Origin of the sequence: Pseudoduganella ginsengisoli, from assembly GCF_009720865.1 — a bacterium.
In the GTDB taxonomy this organism is placed as follows: domain Bacteria; phylum Pseudomonadota; class Gammaproteobacteria; order Burkholderiales; family Burkholderiaceae_D; genus Rugamonas; species Rugamonas ginsengisoli.
The window spans coordinates 491,429-509,979 of record NZ_WNLA01000001.1 but is presented as its reverse complement, the minus strand read 5'-3'; the positions used below and the strand labels follow the sequence as shown (position 1 = coordinate 509,979).

General features: G+C 63.1%; 16 protein-coding genes and 2 tRNA genes. 9 read left to right on the top strand and 9 right to left on the bottom strand.

Going from position 1 to position 18,551, the window contains the following annotated elements:
• Positions 1-20: 20 nt before the first annotated feature.
• Genes urtA through urtE form a run of 5 tightly spaced genes read left to right on the top strand, consistent with a single transcriptional unit; the run spans position 21 to position 5,522 of the window.
• On the top strand, positions 21-1,268 hold the full coding sequence (gene urtA, locus GM668_RS02140; RefSeq protein ID WP_155437268.1) for an urea ABC transporter substrate-binding protein: 1,248 nt from the start codon (positions 21-23) through the stop codon (positions 1,266-1,268).
• A gap of 15 nt (positions 1,269-1,283) precedes the next feature.
• The gene (urtB, locus tag GM668_RS02135) at positions 1,284-2,918 is read left to right on the top strand and encodes an urea ABC transporter permease subunit UrtB (protein WP_155437267.1); all 1,635 of its coding nucleotides are present in this window, start codon (positions 1,284-1,286) and stop codon (positions 2,916-2,918) included.
• Entirely contained in the window at positions 2,915-4,036 is a 1,122-nt protein-coding gene (urtC, locus tag GM668_RS02130; protein ID WP_155437266.1) for an urea ABC transporter permease subunit UrtC, read from the top strand. Before urtB ends, urtC begins: the two co-directional genes overlap by 4 nt.
• Positions 4,033-4,815: an urea ABC transporter ATP-binding protein UrtD gene (gene urtD / locus GM668_RS02125; protein ID WP_155437265.1), complete on the top strand. Its 783-nt coding sequence runs from the start codon at positions 4,033-4,035 to the stop codon at positions 4,813-4,815. The genes urtC and urtD overlap by 4 nt, the downstream gene beginning before the upstream one ends.
• A gap of 8 nt (positions 4,816-4,823) precedes the next feature.
• On the top strand, positions 4,824-5,522 hold the full coding sequence (gene urtE, locus GM668_RS02120; protein ID WP_155437264.1) for an urea ABC transporter ATP-binding subunit UrtE: 699 nt from the start codon (positions 4,824-4,826) through the stop codon (positions 5,520-5,522).
• A 92-nt stretch (positions 5,523-5,614) separates the two neighbouring features.
• On the opposite strand, the gene GM668_RS02115 is transcribed toward urtE, so the two are convergent.
• Positions 5,615-6,571 carry a response regulator transcription factor gene (locus tag GM668_RS02115; RefSeq protein WP_229498825.1) on the bottom strand — a complete coding sequence of 319 codons (957 nt, stop codon included), beginning with the start codon at positions 6,569-6,571 and terminating at the stop codon, positions 5,615-5,617.
• Positions 6,568-10,044, bottom strand: coding sequence for an ATP-binding protein (locus GM668_RS02110; protein WP_155437263.1), 3,477 nt, complete (start codon positions 10,042-10,044; stop codon positions 6,568-6,570). Before GM668_RS02110 ends, GM668_RS02115 begins: the two co-directional genes overlap by 4 nt.
• Positions 10,045-10,119: 75 nt before the next feature.
• On the opposite strand from GM668_RS02110, the gene GM668_RS02105 reads away from it, so the two are divergent.
• Together GM668_RS02105 and GM668_RS02100 are read left to right on the top strand one after the other, a co-directional pair.
• Positions 10,120-10,941, top strand: coding sequence for a ChaN family lipoprotein (locus GM668_RS02105; RefSeq protein WP_308506802.1), 822 nt, complete (start codon positions 10,120-10,122; stop codon positions 10,939-10,941).
• A gap of 25 nt (positions 10,942-10,966) precedes the next feature.
• Positions 10,967-11,290 (top strand): thioredoxin family protein, encoded by a 324-nt coding sequence (locus GM668_RS02100; RefSeq protein WP_155437746.1) that lies wholly within the window; start codon positions 10,967-10,969, stop codon positions 11,288-11,290.
• Positions 11,291-11,308: 18 nt separating this feature from the next.
• Here the strand turns inward: GM668_RS02100 and GM668_RS02095 are convergent, their stop codons facing one another.
• The 4 genes from GM668_RS02095 to GM668_RS02080 all read right to left on the bottom strand — a co-directional run bounded on the left by GM668_RS02095 (position 11,309) and on the right by GM668_RS02080 (position 13,278).
• Entirely contained in the window at positions 11,309-12,274 is a 966-nt protein-coding gene (locus GM668_RS02095) for a response regulator (RefSeq protein ID WP_155437261.1), read from the bottom strand.
• A gap of 109 nt (positions 12,275-12,383) precedes the next feature.
• On the bottom strand, positions 12,384-12,965 hold the full coding sequence (locus GM668_RS02090; protein WP_155437260.1) for an HD domain-containing protein: 582 nt from the start codon (positions 12,963-12,965) through the stop codon (positions 12,384-12,386).
• Positions 12,966-13,024: 59 nt separating this feature from the next.
• A tRNA-Met gene (locus tag GM668_RS02085) sits at positions 13,025-13,101 on the bottom strand.
• A 100-nt stretch (positions 13,102-13,201) separates the two neighbouring features.
• Positions 13,202-13,278: transfer RNA gene (locus GM668_RS02080), tRNA-Met, on the bottom strand.
• Positions 13,279-13,411: 133 nt separating this feature from the next.
• Here GM668_RS02080 and GM668_RS02075 point away from each other — a divergent pair.
• Positions 13,412-13,810, top strand: coding sequence for a VOC family protein (locus GM668_RS02075; protein WP_155437259.1), 399 nt, complete (start codon positions 13,412-13,414; stop codon positions 13,808-13,810).
• A gap of 64 nt (positions 13,811-13,874) precedes the next feature.
• On the opposite strand, the gene miaA is transcribed toward GM668_RS02075, so the two are convergent.
• Genes miaA through GM668_RS02060 form a run of 3 tightly spaced genes read right to left on the bottom strand, consistent with a single transcriptional unit; the run spans position 13,875 to position 17,768 of the window.
• Positions 13,875-14,837 (bottom strand): tRNA (adenosine(37)-N6)-dimethylallyltransferase MiaA, encoded by a 963-nt coding sequence (miaA, locus tag GM668_RS02070; RefSeq protein WP_371868606.1) that lies wholly within the window; start codon positions 14,835-14,837, stop codon positions 13,875-13,877.
• On the bottom strand, positions 14,834-16,813 hold the full coding sequence (gene mutL, locus GM668_RS02065) for a DNA mismatch repair endonuclease MutL (protein WP_155437258.1): 1,980 nt from the start codon (positions 16,811-16,813) through the stop codon (positions 14,834-14,836). The genes miaA and mutL overlap by 4 nt, the downstream gene beginning before the upstream one ends.
• Before the next feature lie 34 nt (positions 16,814-16,847).
• On the bottom strand, positions 16,848-17,768 hold the full coding sequence (locus tag GM668_RS02060; protein WP_155437257.1) for a peptidylprolyl isomerase: 921 nt from the start codon (positions 17,766-17,768) through the stop codon (positions 16,848-16,850).
• 88 nt (positions 17,769-17,856) lie between these two features.
• On the opposite strand from GM668_RS02060, the gene GM668_RS02055 reads away from it, so the two are divergent.
• Entirely contained in the window at positions 17,857-18,519 is a 663-nt protein-coding gene (locus tag GM668_RS02055; RefSeq protein WP_155437256.1) for a VTT domain-containing protein, read from the top strand.
• Positions 18,520-18,551 lie beyond the last annotated feature (32 nt).

Below are 18,551 nucleotides of genomic sequence, written 5' to 3'. Positions count from 1 at the left end.
CAAACCCAAGGAGAGACACCATGCACGCACGCCGTACGTTCGTTACCCGCATTGCCGCCGCAGCCGCGCTGCTGGCCGCCGGCTTGCCGGCCTACGCCGCCGACACCATCAAGGTCGGCATCCTGCATTCGCTGTCGGGCACGATGGCCATTTCTGAAACGTCGCTGAAAGACGTGGCGCTGATGACCATCGATGAAATCAATGCCAAGGGCGGGGTGCTGGGCAAGAAGCTGGAACCGGTGGTGGTGGACCCGGCATCGAACTGGCCACTGTTCGCGGAAAAAGCCCGGCAACTGATCGCCAATGACAAGGTGGCCGCCGTATTTGGCTGCTGGACGTCCGTGTCGCGCAAGTCGGTGCTGCCTGTCTTCAAGGAGTTGAATGGCTTGCTGTTTTACCCGGTCCAGTATGAAGGCGAGGAACTGGAAAAGAACGTGTTTTACACGGGCGCGGCGCCGAACCAGCAAGCAATTCCCGCCGTGGAATACCTGATGAGCAAGGAAGGCGGCGGCGCCAAGCGTTTTGTCTTGCTGGGCACGGACTACGTGTACCCGCGCACCACCAACAAGATCTTGCGCGCTTACCTGAAGAGCAAGGGCGTGAAAGACAGCGACATCGATGAAGCGTACACGCCGTTCGGCCACGCGGATTACCAGACCATCGTTGCCAACATCAAGAAATTCTCGGCCGGCGGCAAAACTGCCGTGATTTCCACCATCAATGGCGATTCCAATGTGCCGTTTTATAAGGAACTGGGTAACGCGGGCTTGAAAGCCACTGACGTGCCGGTGGTGGCGTTCTCGGTCGGTGAAGAAGAGTTGCGCGGCGTTGACACGAAGCCGCTCGTGGGGCACCTGGCGGCATGGAATTACTTCGAATCCGTGAAGAACCCGGTGAATGCGGAATTCATCAAGAAGTGGAAAGCGTACGCCACCGCGAAGAAATTGCCGAATGCCGCCACGGCCGTCACCAATGACCCGATGGAAGCCACGTACGTCGGCATCCACATGTGGGCGCAGGCTGTGGAAAAAGCCAAGTCCACCGATACCGACAAGGTGATTGCCGCGATGGGCGGCCAAAGCTTCCAGTCGCCATCGGGCTTCACGCTGACGATGGACGCCACCAACCACCACTTGCACAAGCCCGTCATGATTGGCGAGATCAAGGGCGACGGCCAGTTCAACGTGGTATGGAAAACCAAGCAGCCGCTGCGCGCGCAGCCGTGGAGCCCTTTCATCAAGGGTAACGAAGGCAAACAAAGCATGTAACGGAGGAGGCTGAGCATGAAAACCTGGCGCTACCTGCTGTGCAGTGCCGCGCTGGTCCTGCAGGGCAGTGTAGGGCCGGTGGCATATGCCGCTGTCGCCCCCGCCGCCTTGCAGGCGCTGGCGGGCGACGACCCTGACGCGCGCGTGCAAGCCGTATCGGACATTGCGGCGCAAGCCGATGCCGATGCGGCCCGCGTGCTGCAGGCTTTGAAAAATGAAACGCTGTATGCAACGCCGGATGGCAAGGTGTTTGTCGCCGAAGGCGGCAGCACGCTCGATGCGTCCACCGGCAAGGCTGTGGCCGCGCCGGCGGGGCTCGACGGCATTGTCGTCAACAACCGCTTGCGGGGCGCGGTCGATGCCGCGCTGTCCGGGCTGGCGCTGCTGTCGCCGCAACGCAATGAGCGGCTGGCTGCTGCGCGCGCGTTGCAGGGCACGGAACCCGATGCGGCGCAAAGTACGCTGCTGCGCAAGGCCGCCAAGGTGGAAACGGATGGGGAAATTGCCGTGCTGCTGCAGCAGTTGCTGGCCGTGGCGGATTTACATGCGCCCGAGGCGGGCACGCGCAAGCAAGCGGTAACGGCGTTGGCAGGGAGCATGGATCCGAATGTGCGGAGAATCTTGCAGGCGATGGTGGCGCGTGGACCGGGTAGTGATGCGGGTAGCGATGCGGGTAGCGGCGACCCTGACCCCGGCGTGCGCGCTGCCGCCAAGGCTGCGCTGGACACTATCGACAGCCGCGCCGCGCGCACGGAATTCGTCGGCAACCTGTTTTACGGGATTTCACTGGGCAGCGTGCTGCTGCTGGCCGCGCTGGGCCTGGCCATCACGTTTGGATTGATGGGCATCATCAACATGGCGCATGGTGAATTACTGATGATCGGCGCCTATACGACGTACGGTTGCCAAGCGCTGTTCCGCCACTATTTGCCGGGCGCCGTGGACTGGTACCTGGCGGCCGCGCTGCCCGCATCCTTCATCGTGGCCGCGCTGGCCGGCATGGCGCTGGAACGCACGGTGATCCGCTGGCTGTATGGCCGCCCGCTGGAAACCCTGCTGGCCACGTGGGGCATCAGCCTGATGCTGATGCAGCTGGTGCGCACGCTGTTTGGCGCGCAAAACGTGGAAGTAGCCAATCCGGCATGGATGTCGGGCGGCGTCACTGTGCTGGGCACCCTGGTGCTGCCGTATAACCGCATCGCCATCATTGCCTTTGCCTGCATCGTCGTGGCAGCCGTGTGGCTGGTGCTGACGCGTACGCGGCTCGGGCTGTTCGTGCGGGCTGTCATGCAAAACCGCCGCATGGCTGATTGTGTGGGCGTGCCCACCGGCCGCATCGACATGATGACATTCGGCCTCGGTTCCGGCATTGCCGGGCTGGGTGGCGCCGCACTGTCGCAACTGGGCAATGTGGGGCCGGACTTGGGCCAGGCGTACATCATTGATTCATTCATGGTGGTGGTGCTGGGTGGCGTTGGCCAGCTGGCTGGCACCGTGATTGCCGCGCTGGGGCTGGGTGAAGTCAACAAGCTGCTGGAACCGGTCGCGGGCGCCGTGCTGGCCAAGATTGCCATCCTTGTCTTCATCATTGTATTTATCCAGCGCCGCCCGCAAGGCTTGTTTGCGCTGAAGGGAAGGAGTGTCGAATGAGCAGCCCTGTGATGTTTTCGCGCCCGGCGTGGACCGTGCTGGCGCTGGTGGCGGGGGCAGCCGCGCTGCTGCCTGTGCTGCACCTGGCGTTCCCGCCCGGCCATGCGCTGCACGTGTCGGCCTATGCGATGGGTTTGACGGGCAAATTCATGTGCTATGCGCTTGCCGCGCTGGCGCTGGACCTGGTGTGGGGCTACACAGGCATCCTGTCGCTGGGCCACGGCTTGTTCTTCGCACTGGGCGCGTATGCGCACGGCATGTACCTGATGCGCGCCATCGGCCGCGACGGCGTGTACCAGAGCGATTTGCCGGACTTTATGGTGTTTCTCGACTGGAGCGCCTACCCATGGTACTGGGCCGGCACCGGCAGCTTCTGGTATTGCATGGCGCTGGCCGTGCTGGCGCCGGGATTGCTGGCGTCCGTATTTGGCTATTTCGCATTCCGCTCGCGCATCAAGGGCGTGTACTTTTCCATCATCACGCAAGCAATGACGTACGCCTTCATGCTGCTGTTCTTCCGCAACGATACCGGCTTTGGCGGCAATAACGGCTTCACGGACTTCAAGCGCATCCTCGGCCACAGCGTGACGGCGCCGGAAACCCGCGCCGCGCTGTACCTGGCCACGCTGGCCTGCCTGGTGGGCGCGCTGCTGCTGTGCCGCTGGATCGCCCGCTCCAAGCTGGGCCGGGTGCTGCAAGCCGTGCGCGATGCGGAATCGCGGCTGATGTTCATCGGCTATGACCCGCTGCGCTTCAAGCTGTTCGTGTGGACGCTGTCCGCCATGCTGTGCGGCGTGGCCGGTGCGCTGTACGTGCCGCAAGTGGGTATCGTCAACCCGTCGGAAATGTCGCCGGCCAATTCCATTGAAATCGTCATCTGGGCTGCGGTGGGCGGGCGTGGCACCCTGGTCGGGCCTATCCTGGGCGCGTTCACCGTCAACGGCTTGAAAAGCTGGTTCACGGCAGCGTTCCCGGACTTGTGGCTGTTCGCGCTGGGCCTGCTGTTCATCCTCGTGACCTTGTTCATGCAAAAAGGGATGCTGGGCCTGATCAAGCGCAGGGAAAAAGCCGTGGCGGAACCTGTTTCCGTGGCGGCAGTGGAAAAGGAGGCCGCATGAACAGCGTCGTCAAACGCGACGGGCTCGATACCGCGCATGGCGTAATCCTGTACCTCGATGACGTCACGGTGTCGTTCGACGGCTTCCGCGCGCTCAATAAGCTGAACCTGGAAATCGAAGTGGGGGAGCTGCGCTGCATCATCGGCCCCAATGGCGCGGGCAAGACCACGATGATGGATGTCATCACCGGCAAGACGCGGCCCACGTCGGGCAGCGCCTACTTTGGCCAGACCATGGACTTGTCGCGCATGAGCGAGCCGGAAATCGCCACGGCCGGCATCGGCCGCAAATTCCAGCGCCCCACGGTATTCGAACAGCACACGGTGTTTGAAAACCTGGAACTGGCGATCCGCATGGACAAGGGCGTGCGCCGCACCTTGTTTGCGCGGCTCGATACGGCGCAGCGCGACCGCATTGCCGGCGTGCTGCGGCTGGTGCGCCTGCATGGCCACGAAAACCGGCTGGCCGGGCTGCTGTCGCACGGGCAAAAGCAATGGCTGGAAATCGGCATGCTGCTGATGCAGGAACCGCAATTGCTGCTGCTCGATGAACCGGTGGCCGGCATGTCCGATGCGGAAACCGCCCGCACGGCGGAATTGCTCAATGAATTGCGCGGCAAGCATTCGATCGTCGTGGTGGAACACGACATGGGGTTTGTCGCGGAGATTGCGCAGCAGGGCAAAGTGACGGTATTGCACGAAGGGTCGGTGCTGGCGCAGGGCCGCATGGACCAGGTGCAGGCCGACGATAAAGTCATTGAAGTGTACCTGGGACGATAGGAGCGCTGATGCTGCAAGTGGAACATTTGAACCAGTATTACGGCGCCGCGCATACGCTGCGCGGCGTGTCGCTGTCGGTCCCGCAGGGCCAGTGCGTGGCGCTGCTGGGGCGCAATGGCGTGGGCAAAACCACGCTGCTGAAATGCCTGATGGGCGTGCTGCCGGTGGCGCGCGGCAAAGTGTCGTTCGATGGACGCGACATCACGCGCTGGCAGCCGCACCAGCGCGCCGCCGCCGGGATTGCGTACGTGCCGCAGGGGCGGGAAATCTTTGCGCGGCTGACGGTGGAAGAAAATCTTTTGATGGGCATGGCCGTGCTGCCGCGCCGGGAAGCGGCAGCCATCCGCGACGACGTGTTCGAGCTTTTTCCCGTGCTGAAGGAGATGCTGCACCGGCGCGGCGGCGACTTGTCGGGCGGCCAGCAGCAACAGCTGGCGATTGCGCGCGCTATGCTGTCGCGGCCCCGCCTGATTATTTTCGATGAACCGACGGAAGGTATCCAGCCGTCCATCATCAAGGATATCGGGCGTGTCATCAGCCTGCTGCGGGAACGGGGCGACATGGGCATTTTGCTGTGCGAACAGTATTTCGACTTCGCGCGCGAACTGGCGGACCGGTTTGTCGTGCTGTCGCGCGGCGAAGTAGTGGCGGAAGGCGTGCAGGCCGATATGGATAGCGAACATGTGCGGCGGCATCTGGCGGTGTAAGGTGCTGTAGGGCGGATTAGGCGAAGCCGTAATCCGCCAATGCCGGCATTTCGGCGGCCCATGCGATGGCGGATTACGCCGGCCTTGGCCGGCTAATCCGCCCTACGCAGCCGCTGCATGGCCAGCGCGGCGGCGGCCGTGCGCGTTTCCACGGCGAGCTTGGCAAAGATATGTTCCAGGTGCTTGTTGACTGTGCGCGGACTGGTGCCGAGGATATCGCCGATGTCACGGTTGGTCTTGCCTTTGGTGAGCCAGTGCAGTACTTCGCCTTCGCGCAATGTCAGCTTGAACAGCGCCATCAGCGCCTGCACTTGCGCCGCGTCGGATTCTTCCCGCAGCACCACCATCCATTGGTCGCCATCACTGCTTTCCGTGGCGGTGAAAATCAGCCGTTCCTGGCCGCGCTGCACGGTCAGCGGTGCGTGGCTGCGTCCGGCGCGCTGCGCATCGCCGGCGGCAGCCAGCCATTGCGCCAGCACGGGAGGCGTTTCCGGCACGCCGGGGCCATCGAGGTCGAAATAGCGCTGCAGCCACTGGCGCGCCAGCGGTGTTTGCCACACGATGCGGCCGTCATGCGGCGTGACGGCCAGCGCGGCGTTGCCAAAGGCGTCCAGTGCGCTGCGCGCCTGGCGCATCAGCGCCGACGTTTGCAAGTGTGCGCCGATGCGCGCCAGCACTTCGCTTTGCCGCACGGGTTTCGTCACATAATCGGTGCCGCCGGCGGCAAAGGCGGCCAGCACATGCTCGGTGTCCGTCAAGCCCGTCATGAACAGTACGGGGATGTGGCGGGTGGCGATGCCGGCGCGCAGGCGGCGGCACACTTCAAAGCCATCCATGCCGGGCATGACGGCGTCCAGCAAGATAATGTCCGGCGCCATGTCATTGGCGCGCGCGACTGCGGCCGCGCCGTGGTTGGCGACCAGCACCGTATAGCCGGATTCGTCGAGCGCATCGTGCAACACGGCCAGGTTTTCCGGCGCATCGTCAACGATCAGCACGACGTGGCTGGCGCGGTTTCCGGGGGCAAGCGTCATTGGTCCTGCGTTCATGGTGATTCTCCCTGTTCCAGCAATTGCGCCATGGCGTCCAGCCGGAAGGCGGCAGCGTGGCCGCGCATGGCGTCGATAAACGGAGCGTAGCCGGGATCCAGCGCGGCCAGCGCGTCGAGCTGGCGCTGCACGCCGCGTATGTAGCCGGCGGTGACTTGCTGGCGCAGCGCGTGCAGTTCCGCGGCGGGCGGGATCAGCAGCGCCGCAAGCGGCGCGGACGCCGGCACTGCCTGCGCTGCCGGCGCTGCATATCCGTCCGCCTCCTGCCGCGCGCCGGTGTGGCCGGATGGCGGCGCGCAAGGCGCCTGTCCCGCGCCATCGCCCTCGACGATCCACTGCAGCTGCAGCCGCCGTCCTATCCAGTCCAGCAATTCCGCCACATTGACGGGCTTGACGAAGAAATCGTCGGCGGGGATTCCGGCCGGGTTGTCCAGCCCTTTGTCATAAGCGTTGGCCGACACGATGGCGATCGGCGTTGCCGCGCCGTGCACGTCGCGCAGCAGGCGGCTGGTTTCCCAGCCATCCATGCCCGGCATGGCCAGGTCCATCAAGACCAGATCCGGGCGGCACGCTGCATATTGGCGCAGGCAATCGGCGCCGGACTCCGCCTGTTCCACGGTAAAGCCCAGCGGCGCCAGGATTTGCACCAGCAATTCGCGGTCCACCTGTTCATTGTCGACCACCAGCACCCTGCGGCGCGGGCCCGCGTAGCCGGTGCGTACCGGGTCTGGCGGCGCCGCATGGGCTTCCGCGTGGATGCGTGGCAGCATCAGACGCACCTGGAACGTGGCGCCCGCGCCGGGCGTGCTGGCCAGCGTCAGCTCGCCGCCCATCAATTGCACCAGCATTTTGCAGATCGGCAGGCCCAGGCCGGTGCCGGACGCCGCGCCATTGTCGCTGGCGCTGCCGCGTGAAAATGGTTCGAAAATATGGTCGGCTTCTTCCGGCAAGATGCCCGGGCCGCTGTCCTCGATTTCAAACACGGCCAAGTCGCGCGCATAACGCAGCCGGAACACGATGCCGCCGCGCTGCGTGAATTTCACGGCATTGCCGAGGATATTGATGAGGATTTGCCCCAGCCGTTTGCGGTCGGCCCGCACCTGCGCCGGCAGGTCGCCCTGCTGTTCATAGCGGAACGCCAGTCCCTTGCCGGCCGCCTGCTGTTCAAACATGCGCACGATCTGGTGGATGAATTCCGGGAACGCCAGCGGCCGGATATCGAAACTCAGCTTGCCGCCTTCGATGCGGGCGATATCGAGCGTGCCTTCGATCAGCGACAGCAAATGCTCGCCGCTGCCGCGGATGACGCGGATGGCCTGGCGCCGGTGTTCGGGAATGGCGGCATCGCCATCGAGCAGTTGCGCGTAGCCGAGGATACTGTTGAGCGGGGTGCGGATTTCATGGCTGATGCCGGCGATGTAGCGGCTTTTCGCGCGGTTGGCCTGTTCCGCCAGTTTTTTGGCTTGCTGCAGTTGCGCGTCGGTCTGGCTGTGCAATTCGATTTCCCGCGTCAGCAAGCCGGTCTGGCGGTTCGATTCTTCCTGCGCCACGCGCCGGCTTTCGCTGGTCAGCACCAGCCACCACGCGACGATGCCGCTGGCCAGCGCCAGCGCGCCAAACACCTTGATGAAGGCCAGCTGCAATTGCGGCAGCAGCGCCGGCGCCGACGCGCGCAGCACGGCTTCTTCATGCACATAGACGAGGCCCAGCAAGCCGGCCAGGAATAGCGCGGTGACGATCATCAGCAACAGGTAATGTCCGAGTCCGCTGGTGATGTAGCGCCACGCGGAACGGGGCAGCAGCGCCTTCATGGCGCCTTCCCACTGTTCGGAAAAGCGCGCGTGCGGCTTGCAGGCATCGTTGCAGCGCGCGTCGAGGCAACAGCACAGCGAGCAAATCGGCCCCTGGTAGGCGGGGCAGTGCGCCATGTCTTCGCCTTCGTACTCTTTTTCGCAAATGCTGCAGGTCTGCGCGGCGTGGCTGGCAGGCACCGGACGGGCAAGGTAATAGCGTCCGCCCGTGGCCCATGCGATCAGCGGTGCGGTAACAAAAGCCGTGGCCAGCGCGATAAACGCCGACAGTGCTTGCGCCAGCGGGCCAAACGCGCCGCTGTGGGCCGCCAGCGACAGCGCCGACGCCAGCGCCATCGCGCCGACACCGACCGGGTTGATGTCATACAGGTAGGCGCGGCGGAATTCGATGCCTTTCGGGCTCAGGCCCAGCGGCTTGTTGATGACCAGGTCCGCCACGACGGCGGCAATCCACGACAGCGCGATGTTCGAATACAGGCCCAATACCTGGTCCAGCGCCTGGAATACGTCGAGTTCCATCAGCAGCACGGCAATCAGCGCATTGAACACCGCCCACACGACGCGCCCCGGATGGCTGTGCGTCAGGCGCGCAAAGAAATTCGACCAGGCCAGCGAGCCGGCATAGGCATTGGTCATGTTGATCTTGATTTGCGAGACCACGACAAACACGGTGGTGGCCAGCACGGCCAGCCCGCCATGGCTGAACACCAGGCCAAAGCCGGCCAGGTACATTTGGCTGGGATTGGCCGCTTGCGCCAGCGCGATGCCGCTGTCGATGGCCAGCAGCGCCAGCAGCGCGCCGCCCAGCATCTTGGCGATTCCCAGCACGATCCAGCCGGGACCGGCCGCCAGTACGCCCGCATGCCACTGCCAGCGGTTGGCGGCAGTCTGGCGCGGCATGAAACGCAGGAAGTCCACTTGTTCGCCGATTTGCGTGACCAGCGCCACGCCCACGGCGCTGGCGGCGCCGAACAGCAGGACGTCGAACTTGCCATTGCCGGGAGAGCCGCCGGCAAAGGCTGCCAGTTGCGCGGGCAAGTCCGGCCGCTTGGCGAGGATGAAGATAAACGGCAGCACTTGCAGCACCAGCCACACCGGTTGCGTGATCATCTGGATACGGCTGATCAAGGTGACGCCGTGCGTGACCAGCGGGATCACCACCAGCGCGCTGGCCAGGTAGCCCAGCCATAGCGGCACGCCGCCGTACAGTTCCAGCGCATACGCCATGATGGCCGCTTCCAGCGCAAACAGGATGAACGTGAACGATGCGTAGACAAACGATGAAATGGTGGAGCCGATATAGCCAAAGCCGGCGCCGCGCGTCAGCAAATCCATGTCGAGGCCATGGCGCGCCGCGTAATAACTGATCGGCAGCCCGGTCAGGAATATCACCAGTCCCACTGCCAGGATGGCCCAGAACGCATTGACGAAGCCATAGTGGATGGCAATGGCGCCGCCGATGGCTTCCAGCACGAGGAAGGAAATCGCGCCCAGCGCGGTGTTGGCCACGCGAAATACCGGCCATTTGCGGAAGGCGCGCGGCGTGTAGCGCAGCGCGTAATCTTCCATGGTTTCACTGGCGACCCACGTGTTGTAGTCGCGCCGGATCTTGACGATGCGCTGTGGCGGTTCAGCCGTAGGGGAGGGCGGGAGGCGTGTCATGCCCGAACTGAAAGCAATATTTACGCCAATGCGGCATACTAGAGCCCATCCGCATGGGCATTTTCAGGAACAATGATGAGCGCGTTGAAATTATCGGCCGCTGTGGCTGTGGCTGTGGCGGCGGTACTGTCCGGTTGCGCAGGCAGCCGTCCCGCCGCTGAAGCGGCTAATCCCCAGGTATTGTTGCTGGGAGAAGTGCATGACAATGCCGATGGCCACAAGCTGCGCTATGAACAATTGCGCCAGCGTGTGGACGCGGGCTGGCGTCCCGCCATCGCGATGGAACAGTTCGACCGCGAAAACCAGGCATTGCTGAACAAGGCGCAAAAGGATTGCCGCGATGCGCAGTGCGTGATCCTCGTCATGCAATCGCCGCGCTGGGACTGGGCCCAGTACAAGCCCATTATTGATTTGGCGCTGCGCTACCAGTTGCCGCTGGTTGCCGCCAACCTGTCGCGCGCCGATGCATCGAAAGTCGTGCGCGATGGCGTGGCGTCGTCGTTCGATGCCGACACGGTGGCCGCCTACAAATTAAAGGACGCGCTGCCGGCTGATATCGTGCAGGGCCAGCGCAAGGAAATCGTGTCCGGCCACTGCGGCATGCTGCCCGATGAAATGGTGCCGGGTATGGTTCATGCGCAAATTGCCCGCGATATCTGGATGGCCAAGCTGTTGCGGGCGCAGCAGCCGCGTGACGTGGTGCTGATTGCAGGCAATGGCCATGTACGCAAGGATGTCGGCGTGCCGCGCTGGCTGGCGGCCGTGGAACCGAAGTTGACGGTGCGCAGCATCGGTTATGTGGAACAGGCGCCGGAGCGGGGCGAGTACGACAGCCACGTGAAGATTGCCGTCAAACAGCGCGGTGATGCGTGCGCCGGGGTGAAGTCCAAATCGTAGACACTACCCAGCAGGGAGAGCAATGATGGAAACAGTGTATAAAGAAGCGGCGCCCACGCGTGCCGACATCGATGCCTTGCAGGGCGCGGCATTGCTGGAATTCGGCACCAACTGGTGCGGCTATTGCCGTTCCGCGCAGCCGCTGCTGGCGCAGGCATACCACGGTTACGAACAGGTGCCGCATTTCAAGGTGGAAGATGGGCCGGGCCGCGTGCTGGGCCGGTCGTTCCGCGTGAAGCTGTGGCCGACGCTGATTTTCCTGCGTGACGGCAAAGAAGTGGCGCGGGTCGTGCGGCCGGAAGATGCCGATGAAATCATTGAAGGCTTCGAGCAAATCGCCAAGCCTTGAATTGATCCGCGCCGTGGCTTAGATCAGCGCCTCCGCCACGCCTGCCCGCAAACGGTCCATTGCCAGCGCTGCCGCTGCCCCGCGCGTTTCCACGTGCAGCTTGCTGCAAATCTGTGCGCAATACGAATCCACCAATTGCGGCGTCGCACCCAGCAGCAACCCGATGTCTTGCGTCGTCCGCCCCCGCGACAGCCAGTGCAGCACTTCCGCTTCCCGCAGCGTCATCCGGAACAGCGCCATCAGCGCCTGCACTTGCGCGCATTCCGATTCTTCGCGCAGCACGATCATCCATTGCTCGTTATTGCTGAGGTCAGCTGCGGTAAATTCCAGCCGCGACACGCCCCGCATGACGGACAGCGGCGGATAATCATGCCCCTGGCGGCGCGCTTGCGCCGTTGCGGCCAGCCACGCTGCCAACGCCAGCGGCATGGTGCGCAATTCAGAACCGCCGCCTGCGCCTTTCAGTGCAAAGTATTCCTGCATCCACTGCCGCGCCAGCGGTGTTTGCCACACGATGCGGCCATTGTGCGGCGTCACGGCCAGCAGCGCATTGCCAAACGCATCCATCGCATTGCGCGCCTGGTTTTGCTTGCGCGCGGCAGGCATGTGGGCCGCTACGCGCGCCAGCATGTCGTTTTGCCGGATTGGCTTGGTAATGTAATCGGTGCCGCCCGCATCGAATGCGGCAGCGGTTTCGCCGGATTCCACGGGGCCGGTCATGAAAATCACGGGAATATTGCGCGTGGCTTGCTGCGTACGGAGACGGCGGCACGTTTCAAAGCCATCCATATTCGGCATGGTGGCGTCGAGCAAGATCAAGTCAGGCAATTCACGGGTAGCCTGATCCAGTGCGGCAGTACCGCTGGTGGCAGCCAGCACGGTATAGCCGGATTCATCCAGCGTATCGTGCAAGGCGGCAAGGTTTTCTGGGGCGTCGTCTACGATGAGAACGACATGGCCGGGGCGGCGCGGGTTGATCGACATAAAGACTCCTGTTTCTGGTGCGGCCATGCGCTAAATTGGTGCGCGCATGCCGTGGGCGCCACTCGTGATGGCGCACTGTCTTTACGCTTGCAAGAAGCGGGCCTAGCCTTTATTGGGTGGTTTGAGCCGCAGCCCGTTCGCGCGTCGTGGCGTCTACCAGTTCGCGCAGCGCCGCCAGCAGCGGGTGGCGGGCCGTATGCTGCGTGCCGTAATCCAGGTTGAAGGCGTAATCAAAATCCGGGGGATTGTTGCCCTGGTTGTGCTGGATCATGGTTTCCAGTTTGTCCAGGCCCTTGACGATGCGCGCTTCCGGCGTGGCGGCGGCATCGTATTCATCCCATAGCGCCAGCAATTGTTCGCGCAGGCGGGCGGGCAGCGGTGCGGCCAAGGTGGCGAGGTCGGCACGTTCGCGGGCGGATTTGTCCGGCGTGCCGGGTGTCTGGTGGATAGCGGGGATATCGCCATGGATGGCTTCGCCCAAATCGTGAATCACGCACAATTTGAGGATGCGGGCAAAGTCCAGGCCCGGCAACTCCTCTTCCAGCAGCATGGCAAACAGCGCCAGCCGCCAACTGTGTTCCGCCGTGCTTTCCGGGCGCCCGCCGGATGTGTGGCCGCTGCGCAGCGTGTCTTTCAAGCGTTCGGCTTCTTGCAGAAAAGTGATGTAGCCAGCCAATCCTGAGTGGTCCATATTTTCTCCCGGCGAAAACCAAAAAGCCCTGGACCGTTTCCGGCACAGGGCTTGAATTCTGGTGGTGATAGCTGGACTTGAACCAGCGACCCTCGCATTATGAATGCGATGCTCTAACCAACTGAGCTATATCACCAGAGCCATGCATTATGACGCCTCTTGAAAAGGCTGTCAACAGCGAGGCTGATACATGGGGGCAGGGCCTTTAGGCCGGGCATCCACCTATCAAAAAGCTGTGGTGGTGATAGCTGGACTTGAACCAGCGACCCTCGCATTATGAATGCGATGCTCTAACCAACTGAGCTATATCACCAAGACGGCCAGCATTATCGACGCTCATGCTGCGCCATGTCAAGGCAGCCCGCGAATTATTTGTCTCGGCGCGCTTTTGCCGAGGCTGCTATGCTGGCGGTCCTCGTGTCATTTCCATAACAGGAGACGTTTGCATGGCCACCAAGATCTTTGTCAATTTGCCCGTCCGCGACTTGCAGAAATCCATCGCGTTCTTCACCAAGCTGGGCTATACGTTCAATCCCCAGTTCACCGATGAGACTGCCACGTGCATGATCATTTCCGACACGATTTATGCGATGCTGCTGACGCATGAAAAGTTCAAGGGCTTTATCCCCACCACGGAAATCGCCGATGCCAAGAAGCAGACGGAAGTGTTGATTTGTCTGTCGCAGGAAAGCCGCGATGCCGTCGATACGCTGGTCAACAAGGCATTGGAAGCAGGCGCGACCGAGCCGCGCCCGGCGCAGGATTATGGCTTCATGTATGGCCGCGCGTACCAGGATTTGGATGGGCACATTTGGGAAATCATGTGGTTGGATGCGTCCGCGTAGGGCGGGTTTTACGGGGGCGCCCAGCCAAACCCGCCGTGCGTGAACCGCGTTGACGCATGCATGGCTATGGAGCCAACCGATTGCGAATGGCGCCCAGCACGCTGTTGACGGCATCCGGCTGCAAGCAGTCAATCACCACCCGCTCCGGCATGGCGCGCAGCCACGTCAGCTGGCGCTTGCACAGCTGGCGCGTGGCGATGATGCCGGTTTCGCGCATGGTGGCGTAATCAATCGTGCCGTCCAGGTATTCCCACGCCTGGCGATAGCCCACGCAGCGGATCGATGGCAAGCCCGGATGCAGGTCGCCCCGTTTGCGCAGCGCTTCCACTTCCGTGATCAGGTTGCCGTCCGGGCTGTCGGCCAGCATTTTGTCGAAGCGCAGCGCGATCCGTTCGTGCAGCACGCTGCGGTCGGACGGTTCCAGCGCCAGCGGCAGCACGTCAAATGGCAGCGTGGTTTTTTCCTTTTGCGCCAGCAGCGCGGACATCGGCTGGCCGGACAGCGTAATGATTTCCAGCGCGCGCTGGATGCGCTGCGCATCGTTGGGTTTTAAACGGGCCGCGGTCGGCGGGTCCAGTTGCGCGAGGCGCGCATGCAGCGCGGGCCAGCCATCGCGGGCCGCTTCTTCATCCAGTGCCGCGCGCACTTCAGGATTCGCACCCGGCAAATCATCGAGGCCATCGGCCAAACCTTTGAAGTACAGCATGGTGCCGCCCACCAGCAGCGGCAGTTTGCCGCGCGCGACGATGTCATCCACCAGGCGCAACGTATCGGTGCGGAATTGCGCGACTGAATACGCGTCCAGCGGGTCGATGATGTCGATCAGGTGGTGCGGCGCGGCGGCCAGTTCGTCACGGGTCGGTTTCGCCGTGCCGATATCCATGCCCCGGTACACCAGCGCGGAATCAACGGAAATGATTTCAGACGGGATGCGCTGGGCGATGGCCAGCGCGGCGGCGGTTTTGCCGGAAGCAGTCGGGCCCATGATGGACACGGCCAGCGGGCGTTGCAAAGTTTTAGTCATCATTGGCCGCGCAGGAACAGCTTATCCAAGGCGCTGATTTCCACTTGCACCCACGTCGGACGGCCATGGTTGCACTGGTCCGCGCGTTCCGTGCTTTCCATCTGGCGCAGCAGCGCATTCATTTCCTGCACCGACAAGATGCGGTTGGCGCGCACGGCCGTGTGGCAGGCGAGGGTGCCCAGCAATTCATTACGGCGCTCGATCAGCACGCGCGAGCCGCCATATTCGCGCACGTCGCGCAGCACGTCGCGCGCCAGCGTTTGCACGTCGGCGTTTTTCAACAGCGCCGGTACGGTGCGCACGGCCAGCGTCGTGGGCGACAGCGCGGCAATATCAAAGCCCAGCGCTTTCAGCGTCTCCTGCTGCTCATGCACGGTGCCCACTTCCACGCCGTCCGCATAAAACGTCACGGGAATCAGCAATTGCTGCACCTGCATGGCCTGGCCTTCGACTTGCGCATCCAGCGCATTTTTCAACTGTTCATACAGGATGCGTTCGTGCGCCGCGTGCATGTCGACCAGCACCAGCCCCTTGGCGTTTTGCGCGAGGATGTAAATGCCGTGCAGCTGCGCCAGCGCGAAGCCCAGCGGGAATTCTTCCTGCGCCATCGCGGCCGATGATGCGACAAACGGCTTGGCTTCCGGGATCGCATACGACGTGCTGCGGCCGGCCTGGGCCGACGCGGCAAAGCTGCCTTCGGCACGGTTGTCCACGGTGTCGTCACCAGCCGCGCCGTCGCTGCGGAACAGCGCCCCATAGCGCTCCATGCTTTGCGCCACGCCGGGCAAATTGCCATGGCGGCGCTCATCCTGGCGCTGGCCAAATGGCGAGGGCGAGAACGTGGCGGGATAGTCCGGCGTCAGGATGGAACCAAACGATGCCTGTTCGTGCGGGCGCATCACCGGCGTGGTGGCTTCGATGCCCTCGGCAGCCGGCAGCGGCGATGGCGTATTGCCGTGCGACGTGGCCGACGTGGCGGCCAGCGCACGCTGCACGGCATGGAACACGCACTGGTGCACGGCGCGGCTGTCGCGGAAGCGCACTTCGATTTTCGACGGGTGCACGTTGACGTCCACCAGCGCCGGGTCCATGTCCAGCGACAGCACGTAAGACGGGAAGCGGTCGCCGTGCAGCACGTCTTCATAGGCGGCGCGCACGGCGTGCATCAGCACTTTGTCGCGTACGAAGCGGCCGTTGACATAAAAGAACTGGCCATCGGCGCGGGCTTTCGATGCAGTCGGCAAGCCGACAAAGCCACGGATGCGCAGCGGACCGACGGTTTCATCGAGCGGCAGGCGCGCGCCGGCAAAGCCGTCGCCGAGGATTTGCGCGCTGCGGCGGGCAATTTCACTGACGTTCCAGTGTTCGACCGTGCGGCCATTGTGCGTCAGCGTGAAGGCGACATCCGGACGCGCCAGCGCAATGCGGCGCACCACTTCCGCGCAGTGGCCATATTCCGTTTGCTCGGATTTCAGGAACTTGCGGCGGGCCGGCGTGTTGTAGTACAGGTCGCGCACGTCCACCGTGGTGCCGGTGGGGCCGGATGACGGCGTCACGGTGCCCAGGTGCGAACCGACCAGTTCCCACGCGTGCGGGGCGTCGGCCGTGCGGGTGGTCAGCGTGACATAGGCAACCGACGCGATGGACGCCAGCGCTTCGCCGCGGAAGCCCAGGGTGCCCACATGTTCCAGGTCGTCCAGCGACGCGATTTTCGACGTCGCGTGGCGCGCCAGCGCCAGCGGCATCTGGTCGGGTGGAATGCCGCGTCCGTTATCGGTGATGGCGATGCGTTTGACGCCGCCTTCTTCCAGCCGCACGGTGACTTGCGTGGAACCCGCGTCCAGTGCGTTTTCCAGCAATTCCTTGACGACGGCGGACGGCCGCTCGACGACTTCGCCGGCGGCGATCTGGGAAATCAGCTGGTCGGGCAGGGCCTGGATGGGGCGCGGGGTGATGGGTTCGGTGGCAGGGGCGTTCATCCTGCCATTATAAATCACCCGCACCGGGCCAAAATCAGCGGGCCTGTTCGCGGACGGGGATCGTCACGTTGCACAGCTCGATGTAGCCGGCCGGGACTTTGGTCCACGGGCCCGGGCGGTTACGCTGCGATTCCGCCACGGCCTTGAAGCTGGCTGAATCCGTGCGCATGACTTCCAGGTGCGAGCGTTCCGCTTCCGGCACATCGGCAGCCAGCCGCACGGATTTGATGGGCACATTTTGTTCCGGTTTTTCATAGAAGCCCAGCGGGCCCGTGCCCCGTGGCAGGCTGGACAACAGAGGCATGCCGGACACGACGCGGCCCACCACCGTGATATTGCGGTCCAGGTGGCGCGGCGCATGGCCCGTCACGGCGTACAACGAACTGCCGTTGCCGCTGTCGGCTTCCACGTCGCGGCCCACGCCGACCATGCCATAGCAGTGCGCCAGCCACGTGGTTTTGGACTTCGGATCGCGTCCCACGGGGAAGCCGTTCGAATGGCCCACTTGCGGCGCGTAGCCGTCCCGGTCTGGCAAGCGCGTGAAATGCTTGTCATTGGACATCGGCACGGTGAACTCGGCCGGCACGGTTTTCAATGCGGAGCCCAGCGGGCGAGGATTTTTCTCATCTGCATCCCCCCATTGCGCGACATAGTTATCATGCGACCGCAAGACTACCAAACCGTCAAAATAGTGTTCTTTGACCAGTGTGCGGATGTTGGCCGTGGTCTTCGGGGCAAAGTCCGGCGCCAGTTCGATCACCACGCGCCCATTGGGCAAATCCATGTACAGCGTGTTGGCGGGATCGAGGGGCCGCCATTCGGAAGGCTGGGATGCCTTGATGACATCGCTGGCGGATAATTTGTTGGGCTTGGCGGCAGGGGCAGGTTCGGCAGCTTGTGCGATGGCGCTGGTCAGCGCGAGCGCGGCAAGCAGAGCGGGGGTGTTCGCGTGCATGCAGGGGATCTCCGGGTTTTAATGTGTCTGGATTGTAAATCACTGCTCAGTGTGGTGTATGATTCCGGCGCTACCTTTCGGGAATTTTATGGATTTCATGCAATTACTGGACATGCTCGTGCATGTCGACAAGTCGCTGGACATGCTGATTTCGCAGTACGGCACTCTGATTTACCTGGTGTTGTTCTTCATTATCTTCGCGGAAACAGGGCTGGTGGTCTTGTTTTTCTTCCCAGGTGACACCCTGCTGTTCATTGCCGGCGCCCTGTGCGCGACGGACCAGATGAACTTGCCAGCGCTGATCGCGCTGCTGATTACGGCGGCAGTGACGGGCAATACGACGAATTACTGGATAGGCGAAGCCATCGGGCAGCGCGTGTTCACGCACAATTACCGCTGGATCGACAAGGATGCGCTGAACCGCACCCACATGTTCTTTGAAAAGCACGGCGGCAAAACCATTATCCTGGCCCGTTTCATCCCCGTGGTGCGCACCTTCGCGCCATTCGTGGCCGGTGTGTCGGACATGAGTTTTTCGCGGTTCCAGATGTTTAATATCGCGGGCGCCGTGGCGTGGGTCGTGTCGCTGACGGTGGCGGGCTATATCTTTGGCAACGTGCCCATCGTACGCGACCATTTGACCACCATTGTCATGGTCGGGGTGGGGTTGGCGCTGGGGCCGCTGGCATTAGGTGCTGTGTGGAAACTTTGCCGCCGCATGCTGAACCGCCGCCGCGCAGCCGGCCGCTGATCTTCCCCGAGGGCGGCGCCATGCCGCCCTTT

Coding starts and splice junctions, on each gene's coding strand:
- urtD (WP_155437265.1), top strand. CDS start 4,033: ATGAACAGCGTCGTCAAACGCGACGGGCTCGATACCGCGCATGGCGTA.
- miaA (WP_371868606.1), bottom strand. CDS start 14,837: ATGATGACTAAAACTTTGCAACGCCCGCTGGCCGTGTCCATCATGGGC.
- urtA (WP_155437268.1), top strand. CDS start 21: ATGCACGCACGCCGTACGTTCGTTACCCGCATTGCCGCCGCAGCCGCG.
- GM668_RS02105 (WP_308506802.1), top strand. CDS start 10,120: ATGAGCGCGTTGAAATTATCGGCCGCTGTGGCTGTGGCTGTGGCGGCG.
- urtC (WP_155437266.1), top strand. CDS start 2,915: ATGAGCAGCCCTGTGATGTTTTCGCGCCCGGCGTGGACCGTGCTGGCG.
- GM668_RS02095 (WP_155437261.1), bottom strand. CDS start 12,274: ATGTCGATCAACCCGCGCCGCCCCGGCCATGTCGTTCTCATCGTAGAC.
- urtB (WP_155437267.1), top strand. CDS start 1,284: ATGAAAACCTGGCGCTACCTGCTGTGCAGTGCCGCGCTGGTCCTGCAG.
- GM668_RS02100 (WP_155437746.1), top strand. CDS start 10,967: ATGGAAACAGTGTATAAAGAAGCGGCGCCCACGCGTGCCGACATCGAT.
- GM668_RS02055 (WP_155437256.1), top strand. CDS start 17,857: ATGGATTTCATGCAATTACTGGACATGCTCGTGCATGTCGACAAGTCG.
- GM668_RS02115 (WP_229498825.1), bottom strand. CDS start 6,571: ATGAACGCAGGACCAATGACGCTTGCCCCCGGAAACCGCGCCAGCCAC.
- GM668_RS02110 (WP_155437263.1), bottom strand. CDS start 10,044: ATGACACGCCTCCCGCCCTCCCCTACGGCTGAACCGCCACAGCGCATC.
- GM668_RS02075 (WP_155437259.1), top strand. CDS start 13,412: ATGGCCACCAAGATCTTTGTCAATTTGCCCGTCCGCGACTTGCAGAAA.
- GM668_RS02090 (WP_155437260.1), bottom strand. CDS start 12,965: ATGGACCACTCAGGATTGGCTGGCTACATCACTTTTCTGCAAGAAGCC.
- mutL (WP_155437258.1), bottom strand. CDS start 16,813: ATGAACGCCCCTGCCACCGAACCCATCACCCCGCGCCCCATCCAGGCC.
- urtE (WP_155437264.1), top strand. CDS start 4,824: ATGCTGCAAGTGGAACATTTGAACCAGTATTACGGCGCCGCGCATACG.
- GM668_RS02060 (WP_155437257.1), bottom strand. CDS start 17,768: ATGCACGCGAACACCCCCGCTCTGCTTGCCGCGCTCGCGCTGACCAGC.